The sequence below is a fragment of the Microbacterium sp. SW12 genome, from assembly GCF_055391095.1.
In genome coordinates this window covers 2,852,897-2,874,955 of the sequence record NZ_AP024335.1, presented here as the reverse complement: position 1 = coordinate 2,874,955, position 22,059 = coordinate 2,852,897, and the positions used below count along the sequence as shown (strand labels likewise).

Annotated in this window: 20 protein-coding genes and 2 pseudogenes; all 22 read left to right on the top strand. The window is 69.3% G+C overall.

Features of this window, described 5'->3' with window-relative positions; translation table 11 throughout:
* The first annotated feature begins 83 nt into the window (after positions 1 to 83).
* The 22 genes and pseudogenes from MICSW_RS14530 (at position 84) to MICSW_RS14425 (ending at position 22,012) form a co-directional block, all read left to right on the top strand.
* Positions 84 to 2,473, top strand: a pseudogene (locus MICSW_RS14530) (phosphoketolase family protein).
* Positions 2,470 to 3,564 (top strand): cation transporter, encoded by a 1,095-nt coding sequence (locus tag MICSW_RS14525; RefSeq protein WP_464496357.1) that lies wholly within the window; start codon positions 2,470 to 2,472, stop codon positions 3,562 to 3,564. The pseudogene MICSW_RS14530 and the gene MICSW_RS14525 overlap by 4 nt, the downstream one beginning before the upstream one ends.
* Positions 3,564 to 3,860, top strand: a complete 297-nt coding sequence (locus MICSW_RS14520) for a P-type ATPase actuator domain-containing protein (protein ID WP_464498423.1) — start codon at positions 3,564 to 3,566, stop codon at positions 3,858 to 3,860. The genes MICSW_RS14525 and MICSW_RS14520 overlap by 1 nt, the downstream gene beginning before the upstream one ends.
* Positions 3,848 to 5,071, top strand: coding sequence for a heavy metal translocating P-type ATPase (locus tag MICSW_RS14515; protein ID WP_464498421.1), 1,224 nt, complete (start codon positions 3,848 to 3,850; stop codon positions 5,069 to 5,071). The genes MICSW_RS14520 and MICSW_RS14515 overlap by 13 nt, the downstream gene beginning before the upstream one ends.
* Positions 5,064 to 6,593 carry a multicopper oxidase family protein gene (locus tag MICSW_RS14510; protein ID WP_464496355.1) on the top strand — a complete coding sequence of 510 codons (1,530 nt, stop codon included), beginning with the start codon at positions 5,064 to 5,066 and terminating at the stop codon, positions 6,591 to 6,593. The genes MICSW_RS14515 and MICSW_RS14510 overlap by 8 nt, the downstream gene beginning before the upstream one ends.
* A gap of 425 nt (positions 6,594 to 7,018) precedes the next feature.
* Positions 7,019 to 8,002, top strand: a complete 984-nt coding sequence (locus MICSW_RS14505) for a bile acid:sodium symporter (protein WP_204947467.1) — start codon at positions 7,019 to 7,021, stop codon at positions 8,000 to 8,002.
* 7 nt (positions 8,003 to 8,009) lie between these two features.
* Positions 8,010 to 8,345: a Cd(II)/Pb(II)-sensing metalloregulatory transcriptional regulator CmtR gene (gene cmtR, locus MICSW_RS14500; RefSeq protein ID WP_067165134.1), complete on the top strand. Its 336-nt coding sequence runs from the start codon at positions 8,010 to 8,012 to the stop codon at positions 8,343 to 8,345.
* Positions 8,342 to 8,686 carry a hypothetical protein gene (locus tag MICSW_RS14495; RefSeq protein ID WP_048809235.1) on the top strand — a complete coding sequence of 115 codons (345 nt, stop codon included), beginning with the start codon at positions 8,342 to 8,344 and terminating at the stop codon, positions 8,684 to 8,686. Before cmtR ends, MICSW_RS14495 begins: the two co-directional genes overlap by 4 nt.
* A 323-nt stretch (positions 8,687 to 9,009) precedes the next feature.
* A pseudogene (locus MICSW_RS14490) lies at positions 9,010 to 10,627 on the top strand (heavy metal translocating P-type ATPase).
* A 272-nt stretch (positions 10,628 to 10,899) separates the two neighbouring features.
* The gene (locus MICSW_RS14485) at positions 10,900 to 11,295 is read left to right on the top strand and encodes a hypothetical protein (RefSeq protein ID WP_054678994.1); all 396 of its coding nucleotides are present in this window, start codon (positions 10,900 to 10,902) and stop codon (positions 11,293 to 11,295) included.
* A 91-nt stretch (positions 11,296 to 11,386) separates the two neighbouring features.
* The gene (locus MICSW_RS14480) at positions 11,387 to 12,055 is read left to right on the top strand and encodes a DsbA family protein (protein WP_045246904.1); all 669 of its coding nucleotides are present in this window, start codon (positions 11,387 to 11,389) and stop codon (positions 12,053 to 12,055) included.
* Complete coding sequence (locus MICSW_RS14475) at positions 12,055 to 13,074, top strand: NAD(P)-binding domain-containing protein (RefSeq protein WP_045246903.1); 1,020 nt, start codon at positions 12,055 to 12,057, stop codon at positions 13,072 to 13,074. The genes MICSW_RS14480 and MICSW_RS14475 overlap by 1 nt, the downstream gene beginning before the upstream one ends.
* Positions 13,075 to 13,087: 13 nt before the next feature.
* Positions 13,088 to 13,804: a copper resistance CopC family protein gene (locus tag MICSW_RS14470; RefSeq protein WP_048809232.1), complete on the top strand. Its 717-nt coding sequence runs from the start codon at positions 13,088 to 13,090 to the stop codon at positions 13,802 to 13,804.
* Positions 13,801 to 14,076, top strand: coding sequence for a TFIIB-type zinc ribbon-containing protein (locus tag MICSW_RS14465; protein ID WP_045246902.1), 276 nt, complete (start codon positions 13,801 to 13,803; stop codon positions 14,074 to 14,076). Before MICSW_RS14470 ends, MICSW_RS14465 begins: the two co-directional genes overlap by 4 nt.
* Positions 14,077 to 14,153: 77 nt before the next feature.
* Positions 14,154 to 14,687 (top strand): signal peptidase II, encoded by a 534-nt coding sequence (locus MICSW_RS14460; RefSeq protein WP_045246901.1) that lies wholly within the window; start codon positions 14,154 to 14,156, stop codon positions 14,685 to 14,687.
* Positions 14,684 to 15,019 carry a DUF6804 family protein gene (locus MICSW_RS14455; protein WP_045246900.1) on the top strand — a complete coding sequence of 112 codons (336 nt, stop codon included), beginning with the start codon at positions 14,684 to 14,686 and terminating at the stop codon, positions 15,017 to 15,019. The genes MICSW_RS14460 and MICSW_RS14455 overlap by 4 nt, the downstream gene beginning before the upstream one ends.
* Positions 15,016 to 15,615, top strand: coding sequence for a TlpA family protein disulfide reductase (locus MICSW_RS14450; RefSeq protein WP_045246899.1), 600 nt, complete (start codon positions 15,016 to 15,018; stop codon positions 15,613 to 15,615). Before MICSW_RS14455 ends, MICSW_RS14450 begins: the two co-directional genes overlap by 4 nt.
* Complete coding sequence (locus tag MICSW_RS14445) at positions 15,612 to 16,379, top strand: cytochrome c biogenesis CcdA family protein (RefSeq protein ID WP_045246898.1); 768 nt, start codon at positions 15,612 to 15,614, stop codon at positions 16,377 to 16,379. The genes MICSW_RS14450 and MICSW_RS14445 overlap by 4 nt, the downstream gene beginning before the upstream one ends.
* Positions 16,360 to 18,048: a cytochrome c biogenesis protein ResB gene (gene resB, locus MICSW_RS14440; RefSeq protein WP_464496349.1), complete on the top strand. Its 1,689-nt coding sequence runs from the start codon at positions 16,360 to 16,362 to the stop codon at positions 18,046 to 18,048. The genes MICSW_RS14445 and resB overlap by 20 nt, the downstream gene beginning before the upstream one ends.
* Positions 18,045 to 18,986 carry a cytochrome c oxidase assembly protein gene (locus MICSW_RS14435; protein ID WP_045246896.1) on the top strand — a complete coding sequence of 314 codons (942 nt, stop codon included), beginning with the start codon at positions 18,045 to 18,047 and terminating at the stop codon, positions 18,984 to 18,986. The genes resB and MICSW_RS14435 overlap by 4 nt, the downstream gene beginning before the upstream one ends.
* 3 nt (positions 18,987 to 18,989) lie before the next feature.
* Positions 18,990 to 20,609 (top strand): apolipoprotein N-acyltransferase, encoded by a 1,620-nt coding sequence (gene lnt, locus MICSW_RS14430; RefSeq protein WP_048809231.1) that lies wholly within the window; start codon positions 18,990 to 18,992, stop codon positions 20,607 to 20,609.
* Positions 20,606 to 22,012 (top strand): M23 family metallopeptidase, encoded by a 1,407-nt coding sequence (locus MICSW_RS14425; RefSeq protein WP_048809230.1) that lies wholly within the window; start codon positions 20,606 to 20,608, stop codon positions 22,010 to 22,012. The genes lnt and MICSW_RS14425 overlap by 4 nt, the downstream gene beginning before the upstream one ends.
* The last annotated feature ends 47 nt before the right edge of the window (positions 22,013 to 22,059 follow it).

Sequence of the window (22,059 nt, the reverse complement as noted above, 5' to 3'; positions counted from 1 at the left end):
CGGATCGGAAGGAGACCGACCATGACCCCCACACCGGCACCCCCGCGTGGGCGCACCGCACCACTGATGCCACCGTCGAGCAGTTGGCGGCGGTGGATGCGTGGTGGCGGGCGGCGAACTATCTGAGCATCGGCCAGATCTACCTGCAGGGTAACCCGCTGCTGCGCCACCGCCTCAGCCGGGACGATATCAAGCCGCGGCTGCTGGGCCATTGGGGCACCACCCCGGGCCTGAACTTCCTCTACGCCCACCTGAACCGTGCCATCCGCGACCGCGACCTGAACACCCTGTACGTGACCGGGCCCGGGCACGGCGGACCCGGCATGGTCGCCAACGCCTACCTGGACGGCACCTACACCGAACGGTACCCGGGCATCGACCGCACCGAAGAGGGGCTGCGGGCGTTGTTCCGGCAGTTCTCCTTCCCCGGCGGGATCCCCTCGCACGCGTCCCCGGAGACGCCGGGGTCGATCAACGAGGGCGGCGAGCTCGGCTACTCCCTGGTGCACGCCTACGGGGCGGCGTTCGACAACCCCGACCTGCTGGTCGCCTGCGTGATCGGTGACGGGGAGGCAGAGACCGGGCCGTTGGCGACCGCGTGGCACGGCAACAAGTTCCTCAACCCCGCCCACGACGGGGTGGTGCTGCCGATCCTGCATCTGAACGGGTACAAGATCGCCAACCCGACCGTGCTGTCCCGCATCCCCGAGGAAGAGCTGGTCGCGCTGCTGCGCGGCTACGGCCACGACCCCCACGTCGTCACGGTCGGCTTCGATGGGGAAACCCGCGTGAGTCCCACGCGGCCTTCGCGGCAGTGCTGGATGCGGTACTGGATGAGATCGCGGACATCAAGGCCGCCGCGGCGGCGGGGACGTTGGAGGGGCGGCCGGCGTGGCCGGCGATCGTGCTGCGCAGCCCGAAGGGGTGGACCTGCCCGAAGATCGTCGACGGTCTGCCGGTGGAGGGCACCTGGCGGGCCCATCAGGTGCCGCTCGCCGAGGTCCGCGACAATCCGGAGCACCTGCGGATCCTCGAGGACTGGCTGGCGTCCTACCGTCCGCACGGGCTGTTCGACGTGATCGGCGCCCCGCGCGCGACCACGGTCGCGATCGCCCCGGACGGGGATCGGCGGATGAGCGCGAACCCGGCCGGCAACGGCGGACAACTCACGATCCCGCTGCGGCTCCCGGACTTCCGCGAGCACGCCCACCCCGTCGACCCCGCCGCGCGCGGGGCGTCGACCGGCGAAGCGACCCGGACGTTGGGGGATTGGCTGGCGGGGGTGATCCGGGACAATCCGGACAACTTCCGCATCTTCGGCCCGGACGAGACCGCCTCCAACCGACTCGCCCCACCCGTCTACTCGGCGACGGGCAAGCAGTGGAACGCGGCCGTGGAGCCCGTCGACGAGCACCTGGCCCCGACTGGGCGGGTGATGGAGGTGCTCAGCGAGCACCAGTGCCAGGGCTGGCTCGAGGGCTACGTCCTGACCGGCCGGCATGGGCTGTTCAACTGCTACGAGGCGTTCACCCACATCGTCGACTCGATGTTCAACCAGCACGCCAAATGGCTCGAAGCGGCCCGGGAGGTGTCGTGGCGGGACCCGATCCCGAGCTTCAACTACCTGCTCTCCAGCCACGTCTGGCGGCAGGACCACAACGGGTTCTCTCACCAGGACCCCGGGTTCATCGACCTCGCCCTGAACAAGAGCCCCGACATCGTCCGCGTCTACCTGCCGTTCGACGCGAACACGCTGCTGTCCACCTACGACCACTGCCTGCGCTCGGCCGGGTACATCAACGTCGTCGTCGCCGGGAAGCAGCCCGCCCCGCAGTGGCTGACGATGGACGAGGCGATCGAGCACTGCACCCGCGGGCTGGGCATCCTGCCGTGGGCGGGCACCGAAACCGAGGGCACCGAGCCGGACGTGGTGCTCGCCGCCGCCGGCGACGTGCCGACCCTGGAGACCCTCGCCGCGGCGGCGCTGCTGCGCGAGCACGTCCCCGACCTGAGAGTGCGGGTGGTGAACGTGGTCGACCTGACCCGGCTGCAGTCGGAGGATCAGCACCCGCACGGGCTGCCGGACCGGGAGTTCGATGCGATCTTCACTCCCGACAAGCCGGTGATCTTCGCCTACCACGGCTACCCGTGGCTGATCCACCGGCTCACCTACAAGCGCGCCGGGCATCAGAACTTGCACGTGCACGGCTTCCAGGAGCGCGGCACCACCACGACCCCGTTCGACATGGTCATGCTCAACGACCTCGACCGGTACCGGCTCGCGATCGACGTCCTCGACCGTGTCCCGGGCCTGGCCGCCCGCCACGCCGGCCTGCGGCAGGAGCTGCAGGACGCCCGCCTGCACGCCCGCGCCCACACCCGCGAGCACGGCACCGACATCCCCGCCGTCGCCGACTGGCACTGGCCCCACCCCGACACCACCGACCCCACCCTCGGAAAGGAACCGAAATGAGCGACACCAGAACCGTGACCCTGCAGGTCAGCGGCATGATCCGCGCGACCTCCAAGAACGTCACCGAAGCCCACCTGGGCCGACAACCCGGAGTGATCGCTGTCGACGCGAACCCGGTCTCACAGACCGCGACCGTCACCTACGACCCCGAGACCACCTCGGTCGCCCACCTCCAGCAATGGGTCATCGACTGCGGCTACCATTGCGCCGGCCAGTCCGTCCCCGACCACATCTGCCCTCCCACCGGCGACGCACACGACCACGGCGCCCACGACCACGCCGGCCCCTCAGCCGACGGCGCACAAGAACCGCAGGCGGGTCACGACGCGCGCCAAGGCCACACGGATCGCACAGGCCACGCAAACCACGAGGGTCACGCAGGCCATCACGACGACCCCGTCCACGATCACGCCGCTGGCCACGACCACACGCACGCCCCGTCGGCGACGGCGGATGACGGTGAGCATGCCGGTCACCACGTCGAGCACGCCGATCACGCCGCGGCTCCGGGCGGACACGACCACGGCGCGGCGTCGGGTCACAGTGCGCAGGAGATGATGGGCCACGGTGGGCATCACGGCGGGATGTCGATGGACGCGATGATCCGCGACATGCGCAACCGGTTCCTGGTCGCGCTGATCCTGTCGATCCCGATCACCCTGTGGTCTCCGATCGGGCGGGAGGTGATCGGATTCGAGGTGCCGGCACCGTTCGGGCTGCGCGATGACGTGTTCATGCTGATCCTGTCGCTGCCGGTGATCTTCTACTCGGCGTGGATCTTCTTCGACGGCGCCTACCGGGCGCTGCGCGCGAAGACCCTCGACATGATGGTGCTCGTCGCGGTCGGTGTCGGCGCCGGCTGGCTGTACTCCCTCGCGGTCACCCTCACCGGCGGCGGTGAAGTGTTCTACGAAGCCGCCACGGTGCTTGCCACCTTCGTGCTGCTGGGGCATTGGGTGGAGATGCGCGCCCGCGGCGGCGCGAACGACGCCATCCGCACCCTCCTGGAGCTCGCACCCTCGCAGGCGGTCGTGATCCGTGACGGGCAGGAGGTCGAGATCCCCACCAGCGAGGTCGTCCCGGGGATCTGATGCTGGTGCGGCCGGGGGCGAAGATCCCCACCGACGGTGTCGTGGAATCCGGAGAGTCCGAGGTGGACGAGTCGATGGTTACCGGCGAGTCCATGCCGGTGGACAAAGCGCCCGGGTCGGAGGTGATCGGAGCGACCGTGAACACCGTCGGCACCCTCCGCGTCACAGCCACCAAAGTCGGCTCGGACACGGCGTTGGCGCAGATCGTGAAGCTCGTGCAGGAGGCGCAGAACTCCAAAGCCCCGGGCAGCGCCTCGCCGACCGGGCAGCGTTCTGGCTCGTCCTGGTCGCCCTGATCGGCGGCACCCTCACCTTCCTGGTGTGGTTTCTTGCCGGGGCCGAACTGCCGATGGCGATCCTGTTCGCTATCACCGTCGTCGTCATCACCTGCCCCGACGCGCTCGGCCTCGCCACCCCGACGGCGATCATGGTCGGCACCGGGCTCGGCGCGAAACGGGGCGTGTTGTTCAAGAACGCCTCCGGGATCGAAACCGCCGCCCACATCGACACGGTCGTGTTCGACAAGACCGGCACCCTCACCAAGGGGGAGCCGGAGGTCACCGACTACATCCCCGTCGGCGGCGACGACCTCGAGACTCTCTCCCTCGCGGTCGCGTTGGAGCGGGAATCCGAGCATCCTCTGGCGAAAGCGATCGTGAATTACGCCGACGCCCGCGACATCCCCCGTCGCACCGCGACCGCGTTCCGAAACGTCACCGGGCAGGGCGCGATCGCCACCGTCGACGGTCGACAGGTCGTCCTCGGCAACCCGCGCCTTCTCACCGGGGAGGGGATCGACATCAGCGGGGTGCAGGCCGCTCAGCAGGACCTGGCTGGGTCCGGCCGCACCGCGATCCTGTTCGCCGTGGACGGGCAAGTCGCCGGGATCATCGGTCTCGCCGACGCACCCCGGGACACCGCAAAGACCGCGATCGACGCTCTCCACGAGCAGGGCGTCGAGGTCGCAATGCTCACCGGGGACAACAAGCCCACCGCCGACCGGATCGCCGCTCTCCTCGGCATCGACACCGTGATCGCGGATGTGCTCCCCGAGGACAAGTCCGCGAAGGTCGCCGAGCTGCAGAAGACGGGCAAGAAGGTCGCGATGGTCGGCGACGGCGTCAACGACGCCCCCGCCCTCGCCCAGGCCGACCTCGGCATCGCGATCGGCGCCGGCACCGACGTCGCCATCGAGACCGCCGACGTGGTCCTGATGCGCTCGGACCCGCTCGATGTTGCGATCGCACTCAAGATCGGCAAGGGCACACTGCGAAAGATGCGGCAGAACCTGGGCTGGGCCATCGGATACAACGCCGCCGCCCTCCCCATCGCCGCTGGCGTGTTCTACCCGGCGTTCGGGATCATGCTGTCCCCGGAGATCGCCGCCCTGTCGATGTCCGGTTCCTCCGTGATCGTCGCCGTCAACGCCCTCCTCCTCAAGCGGCTCCGCCTGCCCGCCCAGGCGCCCGCTGCGACGACCATGCAGAAGGAGCCCGAACATGCCTGACCGTCCGCTCTCTCCCACACCGTCCTCCCCGATGCTGCTGACCCGACGAGGTGTGCTCGGACTCGGACTGGGCGCCGTCGCGGCAGCCGTGCTCGCCTCCTGCACCCCCGCGCCGCAATGGGTGACACCCACCGGCGCAGCGGTGTCCGGCACGGAGAAGAACCGCGGCGGCACCGGCCGAGTCACCACCGTCGACCTCACCGCCGCCCCCACCACGCTCGACCTGGCCGGTACCGCCGCCGCCACCTGGGCGTTCGGAGGTATCCCGGCCCCGGTAATCCGGCTCACCGCAGGCGACACGCTGAAAGCGACCGTCCGCAACCAGCTCGACGCGGACACCTCCGTGCACTGGCACGGACTCGCCCTCCGCAACGACATGGATGGGGTCCCTCCGGTCACCCAAGCCCCCATCGCCCCGGGCGGACAGTTCGCATACGAGTTCGTCACCCCGCATCCGGGCACCTACTGGTTCCACCCCCACGTCGGCCCGCAACTGGACCACGGCCTCTACGGTGCGCTCATCATCGACGACCCGGACGAGAAGGTGACGTGGGACGACGAATGGGTGCTGATCCTCGACGACTGGCTCGACGGCGTCACCGCCACCCCGGACCAGGTCCTCACCGACCTCTCGAAGGGCATGGGAGACATGGGCGGGATGGGCGACATGTTCATGCGGATGGGGAACCTGCTGATGGGTGCCACCTCCGACCTGCTCGGCGGCGACGCCGGCGACGTCTACTACCCGCACTACCTCATCAACGGCAAACCCAAAGCCGACCCCGCCCAATTCACCGGCACTCCTGGTGCCCGGGTGCGGATCCGTGTCATCAACGCCGGCAGCGACACAGCGTTCCGGTTCGCGATCGGCGGCCACACCCTGACGATCACCCACACCGACGGGTTCCCGGTGGATCCGGTCGAGGTCGACAGTGTCCTGATCGGGATGGGCGAACGCTACGACGTGCTGGTCACCCTGGACGATGGGGTGTTCCCTGTCGTCGCCGACGCGGAAGGCAAGCAGGATCGCGCGTTCGCGCTCGTTCGCACCGCCGCTGGCACGGCTCCGGCCAGCGACGTCCCCGTCGCCGAGCTCGGCACCGGCAGGGTTGGCACCGCTGCCGGGCTGAGCGCGACCGCCTCCGTCACCCTGCACCAGGCATCCCCCGACCGGGTCGTGCACCTCGCGCTGACCGGGGGGATGGAGGCGTACGACTGGGGGATCAATGGGCGCCGGTTCGACATGAACGACCCGTTGCGGGACGCGCACGCGATCAGTAGGGGGGAGCGGGTGCAGTTGCGGATCCGCAATGACACCGAGATGTGGCATCCGTTCCACCTGCACGGCCACACCTACCAGCACGCGAACGGCGGCCCCCGGAAGGACACCTCCATCATCCTCCCGGGCCAGACCCTGACAGTCGACTTCGACGCCGACAACCCCGGCCAGTGGGTCGCGCACTGCCACAACATCTACCACGCCGAGACCGGCATGACCACGGTGCTCGGATACCAGTCATGAACCGCGCGTTCACCCCCAGCACGGGAGGATGATCGCGCGGGCAATCGGACGGCGGCGGCGGACGTCAAGTCTAAGTGGACTTCCTACTCTTATGTAGGGATCTGCCATTTCGCGCGGAATCCTGCTGACGAAACTGCTGCCAATTAGCGTGGAATCCCCGAGTTCTCCGCCACCTTGACCGGGAACCTACATGCTTGTAGGTTCTCGGCGAAGATGGCGGATTCTTAGATGAAGTGGCGGACAAGTGGCGGATCCGAAAGATTGGTGAGAACGATGCGTGTAAGTGCCGTGTCGGTTCCTATCCGAAATGACAGATTCCGCGGGTAGTTGGCATGCACCTAGCAGTCCTGCCATTGGCTGGGGGTGAAGGGTTACTCGCTCACTCGATTAGGGGCGAACCGGCTACATTCGACAGGCTTGTGCTCGTGTGCACAGCTGTGGAGTGGTGGGAGCGGCATCAGGTAGTGCTCTACCTCGCAGCGATCGCCGTGGGTGCGGTGGTCGGTCTACTCGTGCCGGCGGTGGCGGATCCGCTCGAGTCGGCGATCAATCCCGTGCTCGGGTTGTTGCTGTACGCGACGTTCCTGGGGGTGCCGTTCACGGCGATCGGCCGGGCCTTCACGGATTGGCGGTTCCTGGGCGTCGTGCTCGTCCTGAACTTCGTCGTCGTGCCGGTGGTCGTGTTCGGGTTGAGTCGCGCCGTGGCGGCTGATCAGGCGGTGCTCGTTGGGGTGTTGTTCGTGCTGCTGACGCCGTGTGTGGATTACGTGATTGTGTTCACTGGCCTGGCTGGCGGTGCACGTGCGCGGCTGCTTGCTGCCACGCCCCTGCTGATGCTTCTGCAGATCGTGTTGCTGCCGGTGTACCTGTGGCTGATGGCCGGCGCCGAGGTGGTGGGTGCGTTCGACCCGCATCCGTTCGTGGAGGCATTTCTGTTGTTGATCGTGCTGCCGCTCGTTCTCGCCGCCGCCACGCAGCTGCTGGCGAAACGGTTCCGTGCCGGCCGCGCGATCGAGGGCGTGGTGCTGGCGGCAATGGTGCCGCTGATGATGCTGACTCTCGCCGTGGTGATCGGCTCGCAGGTCTTCGGCGTGAGCAGCGCTCTCGGCCAGCTGCTAATCGCGGTTCCCGTGTTCGTCGTGTTCGTCCTAATCGTGGCACCACTCGGTGCGCTCCTCGGGAGCGCGGCACGCTTGGATGTTCCCAGCCGCCGGGCGGCCACGTTCAGCGGGGTCACCCGCAACTCGCTGGTCGTGCTCCCGCTCGCTCTCGCGCTGCCGGCATCTTTCGCTCTGACGCCGTTGGTTGTAGTGACTCAGACCTTGGTGGAGCTCGTCGCAATGGTGGTCATGGTCGCCGGGGTACCGCGACTCATCCGCCCTCGCATTAGTACAGCGGAGAATGTATAGTCAGCCTGTGCTGACTCTTACTTCTCGCCTCGATGTGATGAACCGGCTGGGTCGGGCGATGGCCGACCCGACCCGTTCCCGGATCCTCCTCACACTGCTGGACGCTCCCGGCTACCCGGCTGAGCTGGCACGAGATCTCGAGCTGACCCGCACGAACGTCTCGAATCATCTGACGTGCCTGCGGGGCTGCGGGTTGATCGTCGCCACACCGGAAGGTCGGCGCACCCGGTATGAGATCGCCGACCCGCATCTGACCCAGGGGTTGCGACAGCTGCTCGAGGCGGTCGTCGCCGTCGACGAGGGCGCCCCGTGCATGGACGATCAGTGCGAGTGCTGCGCATGAGCCTCATCGACCGTGACCTGCTGCCGGTGGCCTGCACGCTGACGCCCGGCGCTGGTGCTGCACAGCTAGCCGCGTGGCAGGAATTCAACGACGACTACCTCCTCGACATCGACAGGACGGCCGCCCAGATCACCGTCCACTACCCAAAGATCGACGACGCGACCGCCCGGCTGACGGAGCTGGTCCGCACCGAGCAGTCCTGCTGCGCGTTCGCGACTTGGGCGATCGACACGACCCACCCCGACCTGCGCCTTTCCGTTACCGGCACCGATGACGCACTGGCCGCGCTCACGTTCCTAGAGCAGACGCCCGCCCCCGCAACGAAGGAGAGCGTGCAGTGAGCGAAGAGTGTTGCGGCCCCAACGAGCCGCGCAAGCCCGGTACGGTCCGGCGCATCGAACTGTCCCGGCCGCTCTCGACCGGTGACGCCTGCTGCGCCGCGGAACCCTCCTCCAAGACCGCGGCGCCAAGCGCGGTGCACGATGCGGGCGATGCCTGCTGCGGCCCCGACCTCGCCACCACCCCCACCGAGGCGGACGAGGAGCCGGAGGTCCGCCCGCCCTGGTGGCGCGACTTCGCGTTGCTTCCCTCCGCGCTGTCCGGGCTGTTCCTCCTCGCCGGATACACGTTCGAGTGGACTGGTCTGCACATCCCGGCGCTGGTGCTGCAGTGGGCGGCGCTGCTCGCCGGCGCCTACACCTTCGTCCCCGGCGCGATCCGCCGCCTCATCCGCGGTCGCCTCGGGGTCGGGCTGCTGATGACCATCGCCGCGATCGGCGCGGTCCTGCTCGGCCACGTTGGCGAGGCCGCGACCCTGGCGTTCCTGTTCTCCCTGGCCGAGGCGCTTGAAGACCGGGCGATGGACCGCGCCAAGGAAGGCTTGCGCGCCCTTCTGTCCCTCATCCCCGACACTGTCCGCGTCTCCCGCCTAACCAGCGACGTCACGATCCCCGCCGCGGACGTGCGTGAGCTGGACATCCTCGTCATCGGTGCCGGCGATCGCATCGCCACAGACGGCGTGGTCGTGGAGGGTAGGTCGAGCCTGGACACGTCGGCGATCACGGGCGAGTCGATCCCGGTCGAGGTCGGCCCCGGCGATCCGGTCGCCGCCGGTTCGGTCAACGGGGCGGCGACGTTGCGGATCGAGGCAACTGCGGACGGCCGCGACAACTCCCTCACCCAGATCGTCGCCCTCGTGGAGCAGGCCCACGCCCGCAAGGGCAACCGGGCACGCCTCGCCGACCGGATCGCGAAGCCGCTCGTTCCCGTCGTCCTGATCGCCGCTGCCGTGGTCGCCCTGTTCGGGCTGCTGGTCGGCGACCCGTGGACCTGGATCGAACGCGCCCTCGTCGTCCTGGTTGCGGCATCCCCGTGCGCGCTGGCCATCGCGGTGCCCGTGACGGTGATCAGCGCGATCGGAGCGGCGTCAAAGTTCGGCGTCGTCATCAAGTCAGGTGAAGCGTTCGAGCAGCTCGGCACGATCCGCGCCGTCGCCCTCGACAAGACCGGCACCCTCACCCGCAACGAGCCCACCGTCGTCGACGTCCAGCCCGCACCCGGTATCACCCGCGACGACCTGCTCGCCTGGGCCGCCGCCGTGGAGGCCACCAGCACCCACCCCCTCGCCGCGGCCATCATCGCGGCCGCACCCGTCGCCAGCCCCGCAACGGAGGTGGTCGAGGAGGCCGGGCATGGCATCACCGGGACCGTCGACGGCCGAGACGGTCCGGATGCTGCAGTCGCAGGGCATTGAGACCATCATGCTCACCGGCGACAACACCCGCACCGCCCACGCCATCGCCGCCGAGGCGGGCGTAACCGACGTTCGCGCCGAGCAGCTGCCCGCCGACAAGGCCGCCGCGATTGAGGCGCTCGTCACGCAGCAACCGACCGCGATGGTCGGCGACGGCATCAACGACGCCCCGGCACTGGCGACGGCGACGGTCGGGATCGCGATGGGTGTGAAAGGCTCCGCGGCGGCGATCGAGTCCGCCGACGTCGCCTTCATCGGCCACGACCTCCGCCTCATCCCCGGCGCCCTCGCCCACGCCCGCCGCGGCCGACGCATCATGACCGCCAACATCGGTCTGGCTCTGGCGATCATCGTCGCGCTGTTCCCGCTCGCCCTGTTCGGCATCCTCGGGCTCGCCGGCGTCGTGCTGGTGCATGAGATCGCCGAGGTCGTCGTCATCCTCAATGGCGTCCGCGCCGCCCGTCGCCCCGCTGCGCTACGGCAACTCGCCACGGTGCCCGCTCGCCAGCCCGAACCCGCCCACGCCTGACCACCGACCCCTCGCCCCGCGGTGGCAGAACACCGCCCGACTTGGAACCGGCCCTTGTGAAGACCCCCATCAAAGCCACCTTCGCCACCGTTGCCGTCGTCATCGTCCTGGTTGACCGGCTAGCCGCGCCGGACCCGGCCGGCGCTGCCGGCGCTCCCGTGCTCGGGTGAACCGGGCTCCGAATGGGTTTAGGTGCGTACGGTAGGCTGTGGGCGATGGTCTCTTCGGCCCGGACTCCGCGCTCCACGACGCTGAATGAGCAATTGTTGATAATGAGGCTCATTACCAGCGTCGGTTTGGCGCTGCTGCTGATGTTGGGTCTGGCAGCGACGGGTCACACAGAGGCGGACGGTTCGACTCCTGTTCCGCTGGTGATTTCTGGGTTCATGGACCCCCACGTCGAGCCCGTGGCAGACGCCCCAGTCGAGCATGAGGCGGTCGCCGGTGGCGTCGTTTCTGGGCCGAACGCGTTGGTGGGCGCTGCGCTGTGCATGTTGGGCGTGTTGTGCGGGCTGACGTTCATGGTGGTGCTGCGGGGGTTGTGGCGTCGGCGGATGCCTCCGGTTCTCGGTGACGGGCCACGGATGCCTTCGCTGCTTCCGGCGCCGGCTGCCCGTGCTCACCCGATTGTCTTTTCGTTGACGCAGTTGGGTCTTTCCCGAACCTGACATTTGGCACGCCACCCTTTCCGGGTGGCGCTTCGTCCCGGGCTGCGTGCCCGGGTTCTGTCCTGTGCCGTGTCTTGGTTTGGAGTACCCGATGAAAACCCCTGTGAAGGCGACGCTCGTCACCATTGCCGTTGTGGTGGTGATGGTGATCGCCGCGTTGATCTATGTCCTTGTCAATCAGAGCCAGTCCGCTCCACCTTCATCTGGGGGCGGTGACGCATCCCCGCAGGTGGTGCGGGAGAGCTCGCATGTCCTCGACGACGGCGGGGAGGGCGCTGTCACCCTGGTGGAGTTCCTCGACTTCGAGTGCGAGGCGTGTGGCGCGTTCTTCCCGATCGTGGAGGATATGCGGGAGCAGTTCGCTGGGGAGATCACGTATGTGGTCCGCTACTTCCCGCTGCCCGGTCACTTCAATTCGAAGAACGCGGCGGTCGCGGCGGAAGCGGCCGCGCAGCAGGACCGGTTCGAGGACATGTATGTCCGGTTGTTCGAGACGCAGGCGGAGTGGGGTGAGGCGCAGGAGTCTCGCGCCGACCTGTTCCGTGGCTTCGCGGAGGAGATCGGTCTGGACATGGCCGCCTATGACGCCGCCGTGGCGGACCCGGCTACGGCGGAGCGGGTGGAGCTGGATTTCGAGGAGGGCCAGGCGCTCGGGGTGAGCAGCACGCCGACGTTCTTCCTCGACGGTGAGCTGCTCGAGCTGCAGGAGTGGGACGACCTCGAGAACGCCATCCAGGCTGCGGTGAACGGTGGCCGGTGATGCGGGCGGGTTTGACGCATCGGCGGGCGATCATCGTCGGCGCCGGGCAGTCTGGGCTCGCGGTTGCCGCGGCTCTGGCCGCGGAAGGGCTGCGGCCGCAGCACGAGTTTGTGGTGATCGACGCCGCCAGCACGGGGCAGCGTTCCTGGTCCTCACGGTGGCATTCGATGGAGCTTCTCAGCGACGCCCGGCATAGCGCGCTGTCTCCGCGGCGGCTGCTGGGTGACCAGCGCCGGCATCCGCGAGTGGACGAGATGGCGGACTACCTCACCTTCGTGGAAGCCGGGCTGGGCGTGGAGACGGTCTGGGGCATCCAGGCGACCGGGGTGGAGCATCGCGGGAACGGCTCGACTCTGCTGCTGTCGACGACGGCAGGGGAGGTGCAGACCCGCAACGTGATCTGCGCGACGGGCGCGGCCGCGCACCCGCGGATTCCGGAGTGGGCGTCTCTGCTGACGATGCCCGGGGTGGTGCTGCACAGCAGCGAGTACCTGTACCCGAAGCAGATCCCCGTCGGCGACGTGCTCATCGTGGGCGGCGGGAACAGCGGTGTGCAGCTGGCCCGCGAACTGTCCGCGTCGCACACCGTGACGCTGTCCGTGCGAACCCGGCGGCAGCATCGCCCCGCGATGAGCTATCCCGCCGCGGCGGGGGAGAGGGTGCCGCTGTTCTCGCGGGAGCGTCGCCCCGAGCCGATCTTCGGCGACAGCTATGAGCAGCTGCGCCGCGTCGGGGTCACGATCGCAGCTGCGGTGCAGGACGCGGCCGGCGCCGGGGTGACCTTCGCCGATGGCACGCAGGCATCCCCCCGCTCGGTGATCCTCGCCACCGGCTACACCCCTGGCGACGACTGGCTCCCGGAACCGGCCCGCGTCGACCGGCCGCGGCGCACCCTGACCGGCCTGCCCGGGCTGTTCGTGGCGGGGATGCCGCAGTACGGCGGCCGCGGCTCCGACACCCTCGCCGGGGTCTGGAAAGACGCGACGACGATCGCCCAGCACATCATCAACCGGCCCTGAAAGGACCACCGCCTTGACCACCGTCACCGACCACGAACACCCGCACCGATCCGGCTCACGGAGACGCATCCTCCTCCTGTCCACTCTGACGACGCTGCTGCTGGCCGCCGGGCTCCTGTTCGCCACCGCGGCGCCCGCAGCCGCGCACGATGAGATCGTCTCCTCCTCCCCGGAAGCCGGATCCACGGTCAGCGTGGTCCCGGAGGAGATTTCGCTGACGTTCAGCGGCGAGATCCTCACCGATTTCAGCGCCGTGATCATTGAGGTGGTCGCCCCGGACGGGCAGAACATCGCATCGGGGGATCCGGTCATCGACGGGACCACGGTCACCCAGGCGGTGACGCCTGGTCAGGCGGGCGTGTACACGGTGCGGTGGCGGGTCGTGTCCAGCGACGGGCACCCGATCAGCAACGAGTACCAGTACACCGTCGAAGCGGTCACCGTCCCCACCAGCGCCCCTACCCCCGAAGCGACCGAGGAGCAGACACCCGACCCGTCTCCCACATCTGCCGCCAATACGTCCGGAGAGGTTCACAACGGGCCATCCGGAGGTGGGGAACTCCTCCCCGTCCTTGCGGTCCTGAGTGGCGTAATCGTGCTGGGCGGCGCGCTGGTGGTCGTGCTCATGGTGGCCAGAGAGCGTCGTCGCCGCGACCGAGCAGCCGCGGCCGCGGCCGCCGCGGATGGTGGAACCGCCGACGACCAGCAACAGAAGGAGAACCCCTCATGAAATGTCCGGTCGACGGGACCGCCCTGCTGATCACGGAACGCTCCGGGGTCGAGATCGACTACTGCCCGCAGTGCCGGGGCGTCTGGCTGGACCGTGGCGAGCTCGACAAGATCATCGACCGCGCCGCCGACCTTGCCGGCGGCGGCCGGCAAACCAGCACCGCCCCCTATCCGCGCGAGGGCGACCACCGTTCTGACCGCGACAGGGATCATCACGGTCGCTCCGGGCGTCGGCGGAAGGAAGGGTTCCTCGGTGACCTCTTCGACTTCTGACACCAAAAACCTCTTCCTGATAGCCGGTCTGATGACCGGGTTATCATCGGCCCTCGCGAACGCAGGAGGAGCCGCTGATGGTTCGTGAGCAGACCCGGCGGTTCGCGGTCGCGTGCCTGGCCGCCGCTGTGGTGGTCCTGGTCGACCAGGCGACGAAGGCGGCCGCACTGGGAGGGTTGAGTCAGGAGGAGCGGATCCCGCTGCTGGGGGATCTGCTTGGGCTGCAGCTCGCGTTCAACCCCGGCGCGATCCTCTCCCTCGGAGCCGGGGTCACCGGGCTGCTCACTCTCCTCGGGGTCGGTGCCGTGGTGCTGCTGGTCGTCGCCGCCGCGCGGGCGCGGACCGGATGGTGGGCGATGGGGATCGGCCTGATCCTCGGGGGCGCGATCGGGAACCTGATCGACCGGCTGTTCTCCCCCCCTGGGTTCGGGGTCGGGCACGTCACCGACTTCCTCGCCTACGGGAACCTGTTCATCGGCAACCTCGCCGACGTCGCCCTCGGTGCCGGCGTCATCGTCCTCGGCCTGAGCCTGTGGACCCGACACCGCCGCTCCCGCGTCAGCGCGGACAGCGCGGCGCCTGCGACGGGCTCCGTGGTGAGCGGGTCATGATGGCGAAGCAGCGGACCTCGTCCGTATACCAGCGCAACGCGTTCGCGCCGGGGCTGCTCGCGGCGGCGGTGTTGTTCCTCGCGCCGGTACTGATGGGCGGGGACTGGTTCACCGTTGTGCTGTTCGTCGCCGCGATCTTCGCGGTCATCGTGGGGTGGTTCGCGATCCAGGCGCGGCAGTGGTGGTGGTTGCCTGTGTTCGTCGTGATCGCCGTGATTTGGAACCCGGTGTTCCCGTTCCCGTTCACCGGCCCGGTGTGGACTGCGGCGCAGCCGGTCGCCGCGGTCGTGTTCCTGGTCGCCGGCGCCCTGATCAAGGTCAAGCGCGCATGATCCGCCGCCGCGTCCTTGCCGCCATGACGCTGGTCGCGGCGCTGCTGCTGGCCGGGTGCACGTCCAGCGACTCGCTCGCGCAGCAGTACCGGGACGGAAGCGAGAAGGGCTACATCGCCGGTGACTTCCAGATCGTCGAGATCCCGGATGCCGACCGCGGGGAGCCGGTGGTGTTCGAGGGCGTCACCGAGACCGGGGAGACGGTGTCCAGTGACGACTACCGCGGCGGGGTGCTGGTGGTGAACTTCTGGTACGCCGCGTGCGGGCCGTGCATCGTCGAAGCCCCGATGCTCGAGGAGGTCTGGCAGGAGTATCAGGACCAGGGCGTCGCGTTCCTCGGGGTGAACACCTACGACCAGCCAGCCACCGCACTGTCGTTCGCCCGTGACAACAACGTCACCTACCCGAGCGTGATCGACGTGAACGACGGACGGGTCAAGCTCGCGTTCGCGCAGGTCACTCCGATCCAGGCCACCCCCACCACCTTGGTCATCGACCAGGAGGGGCGGGTCGCGGCGCGGATCATCGGGCAGTTGGCCAGCGCGTCGATCCTGTCCACCCTGGTCGCCGACACCCTCGCCGAGGACACCTCATGAATCCGGGAGCGGTGATCGTCGACGGCGCCCTGTGGGTCGCGATCCCGGTCGCGATCCTCGCCGGGCTGGTGTCGTTCGTGTCCCCGTGCGTGCTGCCGCTGGTGCCTGGCTACCTCGGCTACCTCGGCAGCACCACCACGACGACCGCGGCCCCCACGCTGGACGGGGGGCGCACGGTGACGGCGGAGCGCGCGCGGCTGCTGCTGGGCGTGACATTGTTCATCGCCGGGTTCACCGTGGTGTTCGTCGCCGTCACGATCCTCGGCGGCACCTTCGGGTACCTGCTGCTGCAATACGCCAATGTGCTCACTCGCGTCTTCGGGGTCGTCATCATCGCCCTCGGCCTGGTGTTCCTCGGCTTCTTCGGCATTGCCCAGCGCACCCTCCGCCCTCGCGCCCAGGGTAGGACCGGGCTGATCGGGGCGCCGCTTCTCGGGTTCGCGCTCGGCGTCGGCTGGACCCCCTGTATCGGCCCGACGCTCGCAGCGATCATCTCTATGTCGTGGAACCTCGGTGACCCCGCCCGCGCGGGCCTGCTCGGGCTCGCGTACTCGCTGGGCCTGGGCATCCCGTTCCTGATCCTCGCGGCCGGATGGGGGTGGGCGTCCCGATCGGTGACGTTCCTGCGCCGCCACATCCGCGCCCTGAACATCATCGGCGGGGCCATGCTCATCGCCCTCGGCCTGCTGATGGTGACCGGGCTGTGGACGGCACTGATGTCGCAGCTGCAACAGGTGGTGATCAATGTCCCCCTCCCGCTCTGACACCGGCACCGACGTCACCGCCGACCCGCTACGCCCCGGCGACCACGCCGACAGCGAATCCGCGACGGAGATCACCCAGCCGGCGCTGGGCATCACCGGGTGGTTGCGGTGGGCATGGCGGCAGCTGACCAGCATGCGCACCGCATTGGTCCTGCTGCTGTTCCTCGCGATCGCCGCCGTCCCCGGGTCCCTGTTCCCGCAGCGCAGCGCCGACCCCAACGGTGTCATCCAGTGGGAGCGGGACAACCCCGACGTGTTCCCCCTCGCCGATGCGGTCGGCCTGTTCGACGTGTACCTGTCGCCGTGGTTCTCCGCGATCTATCTGCTGCTGTTCACCTCCCTGATCGGCTGCGTGATCCCGCGCGCCAAGCACCACTACAAGGCGCTCCGCTCCCGCCCCCCTCGCACCCCGGCCCGGCTGTCGCGGCTCTCGGAGTACCGGGAACTGACCTTGCCGAGAGAGGAAGGGAGGACCGACCCGGCCGCGCACGCGATCGACGTCGCGGCAGAGCAGCTGCGCAAGGCCGGATACCGGGTGGAGCGATACGACGCCCGCGGAGCCGCGTCGGTGTCGGCCGAGCGCGGCTACCTGCGCGAGACCGGCAACCTGATCTTCCACGTCGCCCTCGTCGGCGTGCTGGTCTCGGTCGCGATCGGCGGGTCGTTCGCGTATACCGGGCAGCGGGTGGTGGTGGAGGGCACCACGTTCGTGAACGCGCTCAGCGACTACTCCTCGTTCAACCCCGGCCGTTTCGTCGACGGCACGGGCCTTGCCCCCTACTCGCTCACCCTCGACGACTTCCAGGTCTCCTACCGGCTGCCCGGCACCCCCGGCGCAGGCCAGGCCGGAGACTTCTCCGCCGACATCACCATCCGCCAACCCGGGCAGGACGATCGGGCGCAGAGCGTGATCGTGAACTACCCGATCACCGTCGACGGCGATCGCATCTACCTGCTCGGCAACGGCTACGCCCCCACCCTCACGATCCGCGACGCCGCCGGCGAGGTGGTGTACAGCGAGTCGCAGCCGTTCCTGCCGCAGGACTCCAACATGACCTCGCTGGGCATCATCAAGATCCCGGACGGGCTGCCCGAACAGGTCGGGCTGGTCGGGTTCTTCTACCCCACCCAGGGGGTGTTGCCCTCCGGCGCGTTCACCTCCGTCTACCCGGACGTGGTCAATCCGGTGCTGACTCTCAACGTGTTCAGCGGGGATCTCGGCATCGACGACGGCACTCCGAGGTCGGTGTACACGCTCGAGGTCGACGGGCTCACCCAGCACACCGGCGGCGACACCGCCGCCGACTCCCTTGAGCTCACCCCCGGCGCCACCGTCGACCTGCCGAACGGGTGGGGCACGATCACCTGGGAGGAGGTCACGGCGGAGGAGCCGGTGAAGCGGTTCGCGTCGCTGCAGATCCAACGCGACCCCAGCAGCGGCTGGGTGCTCGCGTTCTCCGTGCTCGCCACCCTCGGCCTGTTCGCCGGCCTGTTCGTGCCCCGCCGCCGGCTCTGGGTGAAAGCCCGCACCACCCCGGATGGTGTGCACGTCGAGTACGCGGGACTGGCCCGCGGCGAAGACCCCGCTTTGGCGCGCGCCGTCGACGAGTTCGCGACCCGCCACGCGCACGCCCTCGGCGTAGACCAGCCTGCGAAGGACACACCGTGACGACCGTGTGGATCCCGGACGCCCCGCCGACCCTCGGCGGGTTCCTCACCCCGGCCCCGCTTCCGGCTCCGGTGCTACCGCTCCTCGCGGGACTCCTCGCGGTCGCCTACCTGGCCGGTGCGATCCGGATGTGGGTCCGCGGCCGCGGCTGGCCGGTGTGGCGGACGGTCAGCTTCCTGCTCGGCTGCGTCGCCCTCGCCGCGGTCACCGGCCTGGCGGTGGAGAACTTCGGGTACGCCCTGTTCTCGGTGTTCATGTTCCAGCAGCTCACCCTGATGATGGCGATCCCGCCGCTGCTGGTCCTCGGCTCTCCCGGCACCCTGCTGCTGCGCGCCACCCCGCACCACGGCCCAGGTCTCCTGGTGCTCCGCGCCGCGCACGCCGGGCTACGCAGTCGCACCGCACGGTGGCTGCTCAGCCCGTGGCTGGCGGTGCCGCTATACCTGGCCGCGTTTTACGGTCTGTACCTGGCGAACTTCGCCGATCCGATCCTGTCCACCGTCACCGGCCATACCCTCCTCGAGGTCGGGTTCCTGGTCGCCGGGATGCTGTTCACCATCCCGATCCTGTCGTCGGACCCGCTGCCGGTGCGGATGAGCCACGGCGGCCGCGCCCTGGACGTGTTCGCCGAGGCCGCCCTGCACGCCTTCTTCGGCGTCTTCCTGATGATGGCCACCACTACCCTCATCGACGGGTTCGCCGGCCCGACGAGCGCGCTGGGCATCGACCCGATCGAAGACCAGCGCCTCGCCGGCGGGCTGGCCTGGTCCTACGGCGAGGCCCCCACCTTGCTGATGCTCATCTACGTCATGCACCGCTGGTTCCGCGACGACACCGCCCAAGCGGTCGCCGCCGACCGTCGCGCCGACGCACACGGCGACCCTGAGCTCGACGCGTACAACGACTACCTCACCCGACTCCACCAGAAAGACACCTGACCGATGCGCACGCCTTTGCCGACACCCGCCCCGGCCGCCGCGCCGGAGCAGGAGACGCCGCGCCGCACCGTGGCGGCATGGTCGCTGCCGGTGTGGGCGGCGGTGCTGGCATCCGCGGCCGCCGGCCTGCTGCTGGACCTCGCCTCCGCACCGGTGGGGTGGTGGCCGTTGACGTTCGTGAGTGTCACGGTCGCCCTGGTGGCCCTGATCGGCCGCAGCATCGGCGGGGCGCTGCTGGTCGGCACTGTGTTCGGCGCCGTGTTCTACACGACCCATCTGGTGTGGGTGGGGGAGTTCCTCGGCCCGGTGCCGTGGCTTGCCCTCGCCGGGCTGGAAGCGGTCCTGTTCGGCGCGGGCGCGGTGCCGATCGCGCTCGCCTACCGGTGGACCGCCCGCTATCCGGCCCGCGGCCTCGTGCAGCTGCTCGCGGTACCGCCGCTGATCGGGGTTCTGTGGACGGCCCGTGAGGTGGTGATGGGTGCGTGGCCGTACTCCGGGTTCCCGTGGGCGCGCCTCGGGATGACCCAGGTGGGCGGCCCGCTCGCGGAGGCCGTGTCGTGGACGAGCGTGACCGGCCTGTCCCTGCTGATCGTCATTCTGTGCGCCTCTGTGGTGCAGTGGATCCGCGCCGGCGGCATCCGCTTCATGCTCGGGTTGCACCCTGCTGTGAGCGTCGCCGCTCTCCTGGTGATAGCGCCGCAGTTCCCCACCGCGCCGGCCGGGGAGTTCCGCGTGGGATGGGTGCAGGGCAACGGCCCCACCGGGTACTTCGACGACAAGGTGCCCGGCGACGTCCTGGCCGCGCAGACCGCCGCCACGGTGCCGCTGTACGGGCAGCCGATGGATCTGCTGGCCTGGCCGGAGGGCGGCGTCGACGCCGACCCGCTCAGTGATCCCGCCGCCGCCGAGGCGTTGGACCGGGTCGTGCGCTCGGCCGGGGCGCCGTTGCTGATGAACGCCGCCACCACCCGCGGCGACGATGTCTTCAACACGTCCCTGCTGTGGACCGCGGATCCCACGGGCCGGCAGTGGCACGACAAGGTCAACCCGGTCCCGTTCGGCGAGTACGTGCCGGACCGGTGGTTCTACGAGCTGATCGTCCCCGACCTGGTGGGCTTGATCCAACGCGAATACACCCCCGGCAGCAGCCCGCCGCTCGTGCAGGTCGGCGACGTCGGGGTGGGGTTGGCGATCTGCTTCGACGTGATCTACGACGCCGTGATCTGGGACGGTGCCCGCGCCGGCGCAGAGGTGTTCGTGTTCCAGACCAACAACGCCGACTTCCGCGGCACCGACGAGAACCTGCAGCAGCTCGCGTTCGCCCGGATGCGCGCCATCGAAACCGGCCGCGCGGTCGTCAACGTCTCCACGGTGGGCACCAGCCAGGTCATCACCCCGGACGGCACCACCGTCGACAGCATCGGCGTCGACACCGTTGACGCGTCGATCACCACCGTCCCGCTGCGCACCGGACTCACCCCGGCGGTGATCCTCGGTCCCTGGCTCACCGCTCTCATCGTCCTTGCTGCCGCCGGCGCTCTCACCGCGGCGGGGTTCTCCCACCGTGCCCGCACGCGTGCGGCCGCCGCAGATCGTTCGACTGATCCGGGGAGGCACCCATGAACACGCCACGGATGAGGCCTGCCGGAGGTCGACTGGCCTGGTCGCTGCGAACGCTGGCGACGGGCAGCGATCTCACCCTTCCTGGTGACCTGACGGCGGAGGAGTGTGGGTGCGCGCCCACGCCCGCGGAGAGCCGCGCATTCCGGGCCGGGGTGAGCCGGCGCACTCTGCTGACGGCGGGAACATTGAGCGCGGCAGCCGTCCTGGTCGCCGGCCCGCTGTTGCCGGCAGCGTTCGCGGCGACCTATCCGTCCTGGGAGGACGTGCAGGCCGCGAAAGCGAACGAGGCCACCAAAGCTGCCGAGGTGCAGCGGATCCAGGGCCTCATCCAAAGCCTGACCGGCGAGGTGGCGCGCACCCGCACCGCCGCCGAGCAGGCCGCCGGCGCGTTCTACACCGCCCAGCAGGAGTACTTCGACGCATCCATCCGCGCCGACACGTTGCAGTCCCAAGCCGACCTGGAAGCGCAGAACGCGACCGACGCGGCGAACAAGGCCGGCCGCATCGCCGCGCAGCTGTACCGCGACGGGGGCGACACCACCTCCCTCGAGCTGTTCCTCTCCGGGTCGGCCGCGACCGCGGACGATCTCCTGTCCCGGCTGGGCGTGATGGACAAGCTGCTGGAACGCAACCAGGCCGTCTACGCTGCGGCGCTCACCGCCCGCGATGCCGCGCAGAGCCTGACCGATCAGGCGGTGGTGGCCCGGGATGAGCGCGACCGGCTGCAGCAGGTCGCCGAGCAGAAGATGCTCGAGTCGCAGCAGGCCGCCGATGCTGCGCAGGCCGCGCTGGACGCGCAGACCCTCCACCTCGGCGAGCTGCAGGCCCAGCTCGCCGCCCTCGAGGACACCACCGCGAAGACCATCGCCGACTATCAGGCCGGGGTGGAGGCTGCCCGCATCGCCGAGGAGCAGCGGCGAGCGGCGGAGCGCGCCGAAGCGGAACGGCTCGCCGCCTCGGGAGGTGCTGGTGGGGGTGTGGTCAGCTCCGGGTGGGCACGGCCGACCTCCGGGCACCGCACCTCGGGGTTCGGGCCGCGCAGCTCCCAGTGTGGCAACGGGTACTGCTCGACCAGCTACCACTACGGCGTCGACCTCAGCGGCGGATGCGGCGCGGGGATCTACGCCGCCGCGGCCGGCACCGTCGTCTACGCCGGGTACAACGGCGGCTACGGCAACTACATCAAGATCGACCACGGCGGCGGGATCGGCACCGGATACGCCCACATCCGCCCCGGCGGCTTCTACGTCGGATACGGCCAACGCGTGAACGCCGGCGACCTGATCGGCAGCGAAGGCAACACCGGCAACGCGTTCGGCTGCAACCTGCACTTCGAGGCCTACGTGAACGGCTCCCCGGTCAACCCCATCCCCTTCCTCGCCGACCGCGGCGTGTCCATCTGATCCGAAACGAACCAGGACATCATGACTGACCAGACCACCCCACCCGG

Coding starts and splice junctions, on each gene's coding strand:
- MICSW_RS14525 (WP_464496357.1), top strand. CDS start 2,470: ATGAGCGACACCAGAACCGTGACCCTGCAGGTCAGCGGCATGATCCGC.
- MICSW_RS14520 (WP_464498423.1), top strand. CDS start 3,564: ATGCTGGTGCGGCCGGGGGCGAAGATCCCCACCGACGGTGTCGTGGAA.
- MICSW_RS14510 (WP_464496355.1), top strand. CDS start 5,064: ATGCCTGACCGTCCGCTCTCTCCCACACCGTCCTCCCCGATGCTGCTG.
- MICSW_RS14495 (WP_048809235.1), top strand. CDS start 8,342: ATGAGCCTCATCGACCGTGACCTGCTGCCGGTGGCCTGCACGCTGACG.
- MICSW_RS14485 (WP_054678994.1), top strand. CDS start 10,900: ATGAGGCTCATTACCAGCGTCGGTTTGGCGCTGCTGCTGATGTTGGGT.
- MICSW_RS14480 (WP_045246904.1), top strand. CDS start 11,387: ATGAAAACCCCTGTGAAGGCGACGCTCGTCACCATTGCCGTTGTGGTG.
- MICSW_RS14475 (WP_045246903.1), top strand. CDS start 12,055: ATGCGGGCGGGTTTGACGCATCGGCGGGCGATCATCGTCGGCGCCGGG.
- MICSW_RS14465 (WP_045246902.1), top strand. CDS start 13,801: ATGAAATGTCCGGTCGACGGGACCGCCCTGCTGATCACGGAACGCTCC.
- MICSW_RS14460 (WP_045246901.1), top strand. CDS start 14,154: ATGGTTCGTGAGCAGACCCGGCGGTTCGCGGTCGCGTGCCTGGCCGCC.
- MICSW_RS14455 (WP_045246900.1), top strand. CDS start 14,684: ATGATGGCGAAGCAGCGGACCTCGTCCGTATACCAGCGCAACGCGTTC.
- MICSW_RS14450 (WP_045246899.1), top strand. CDS start 15,016: ATGATCCGCCGCCGCGTCCTTGCCGCCATGACGCTGGTCGCGGCGCTG.
- MICSW_RS14445 (WP_045246898.1), top strand. CDS start 15,612: ATGAATCCGGGAGCGGTGATCGTCGACGGCGCCCTGTGGGTCGCGATC.
- resB (WP_464496349.1), top strand. CDS start 16,360: ATGTCCCCCTCCCGCTCTGACACCGGCACCGACGTCACCGCCGACCCG.
- lnt (WP_048809231.1), top strand. CDS start 18,990: ATGCGCACGCCTTTGCCGACACCCGCCCCGGCCGCCGCGCCGGAGCAG.
- MICSW_RS14425 (WP_048809230.1), top strand. CDS start 20,606: ATGAACACGCCACGGATGAGGCCTGCCGGAGGTCGACTGGCCTGGTCG.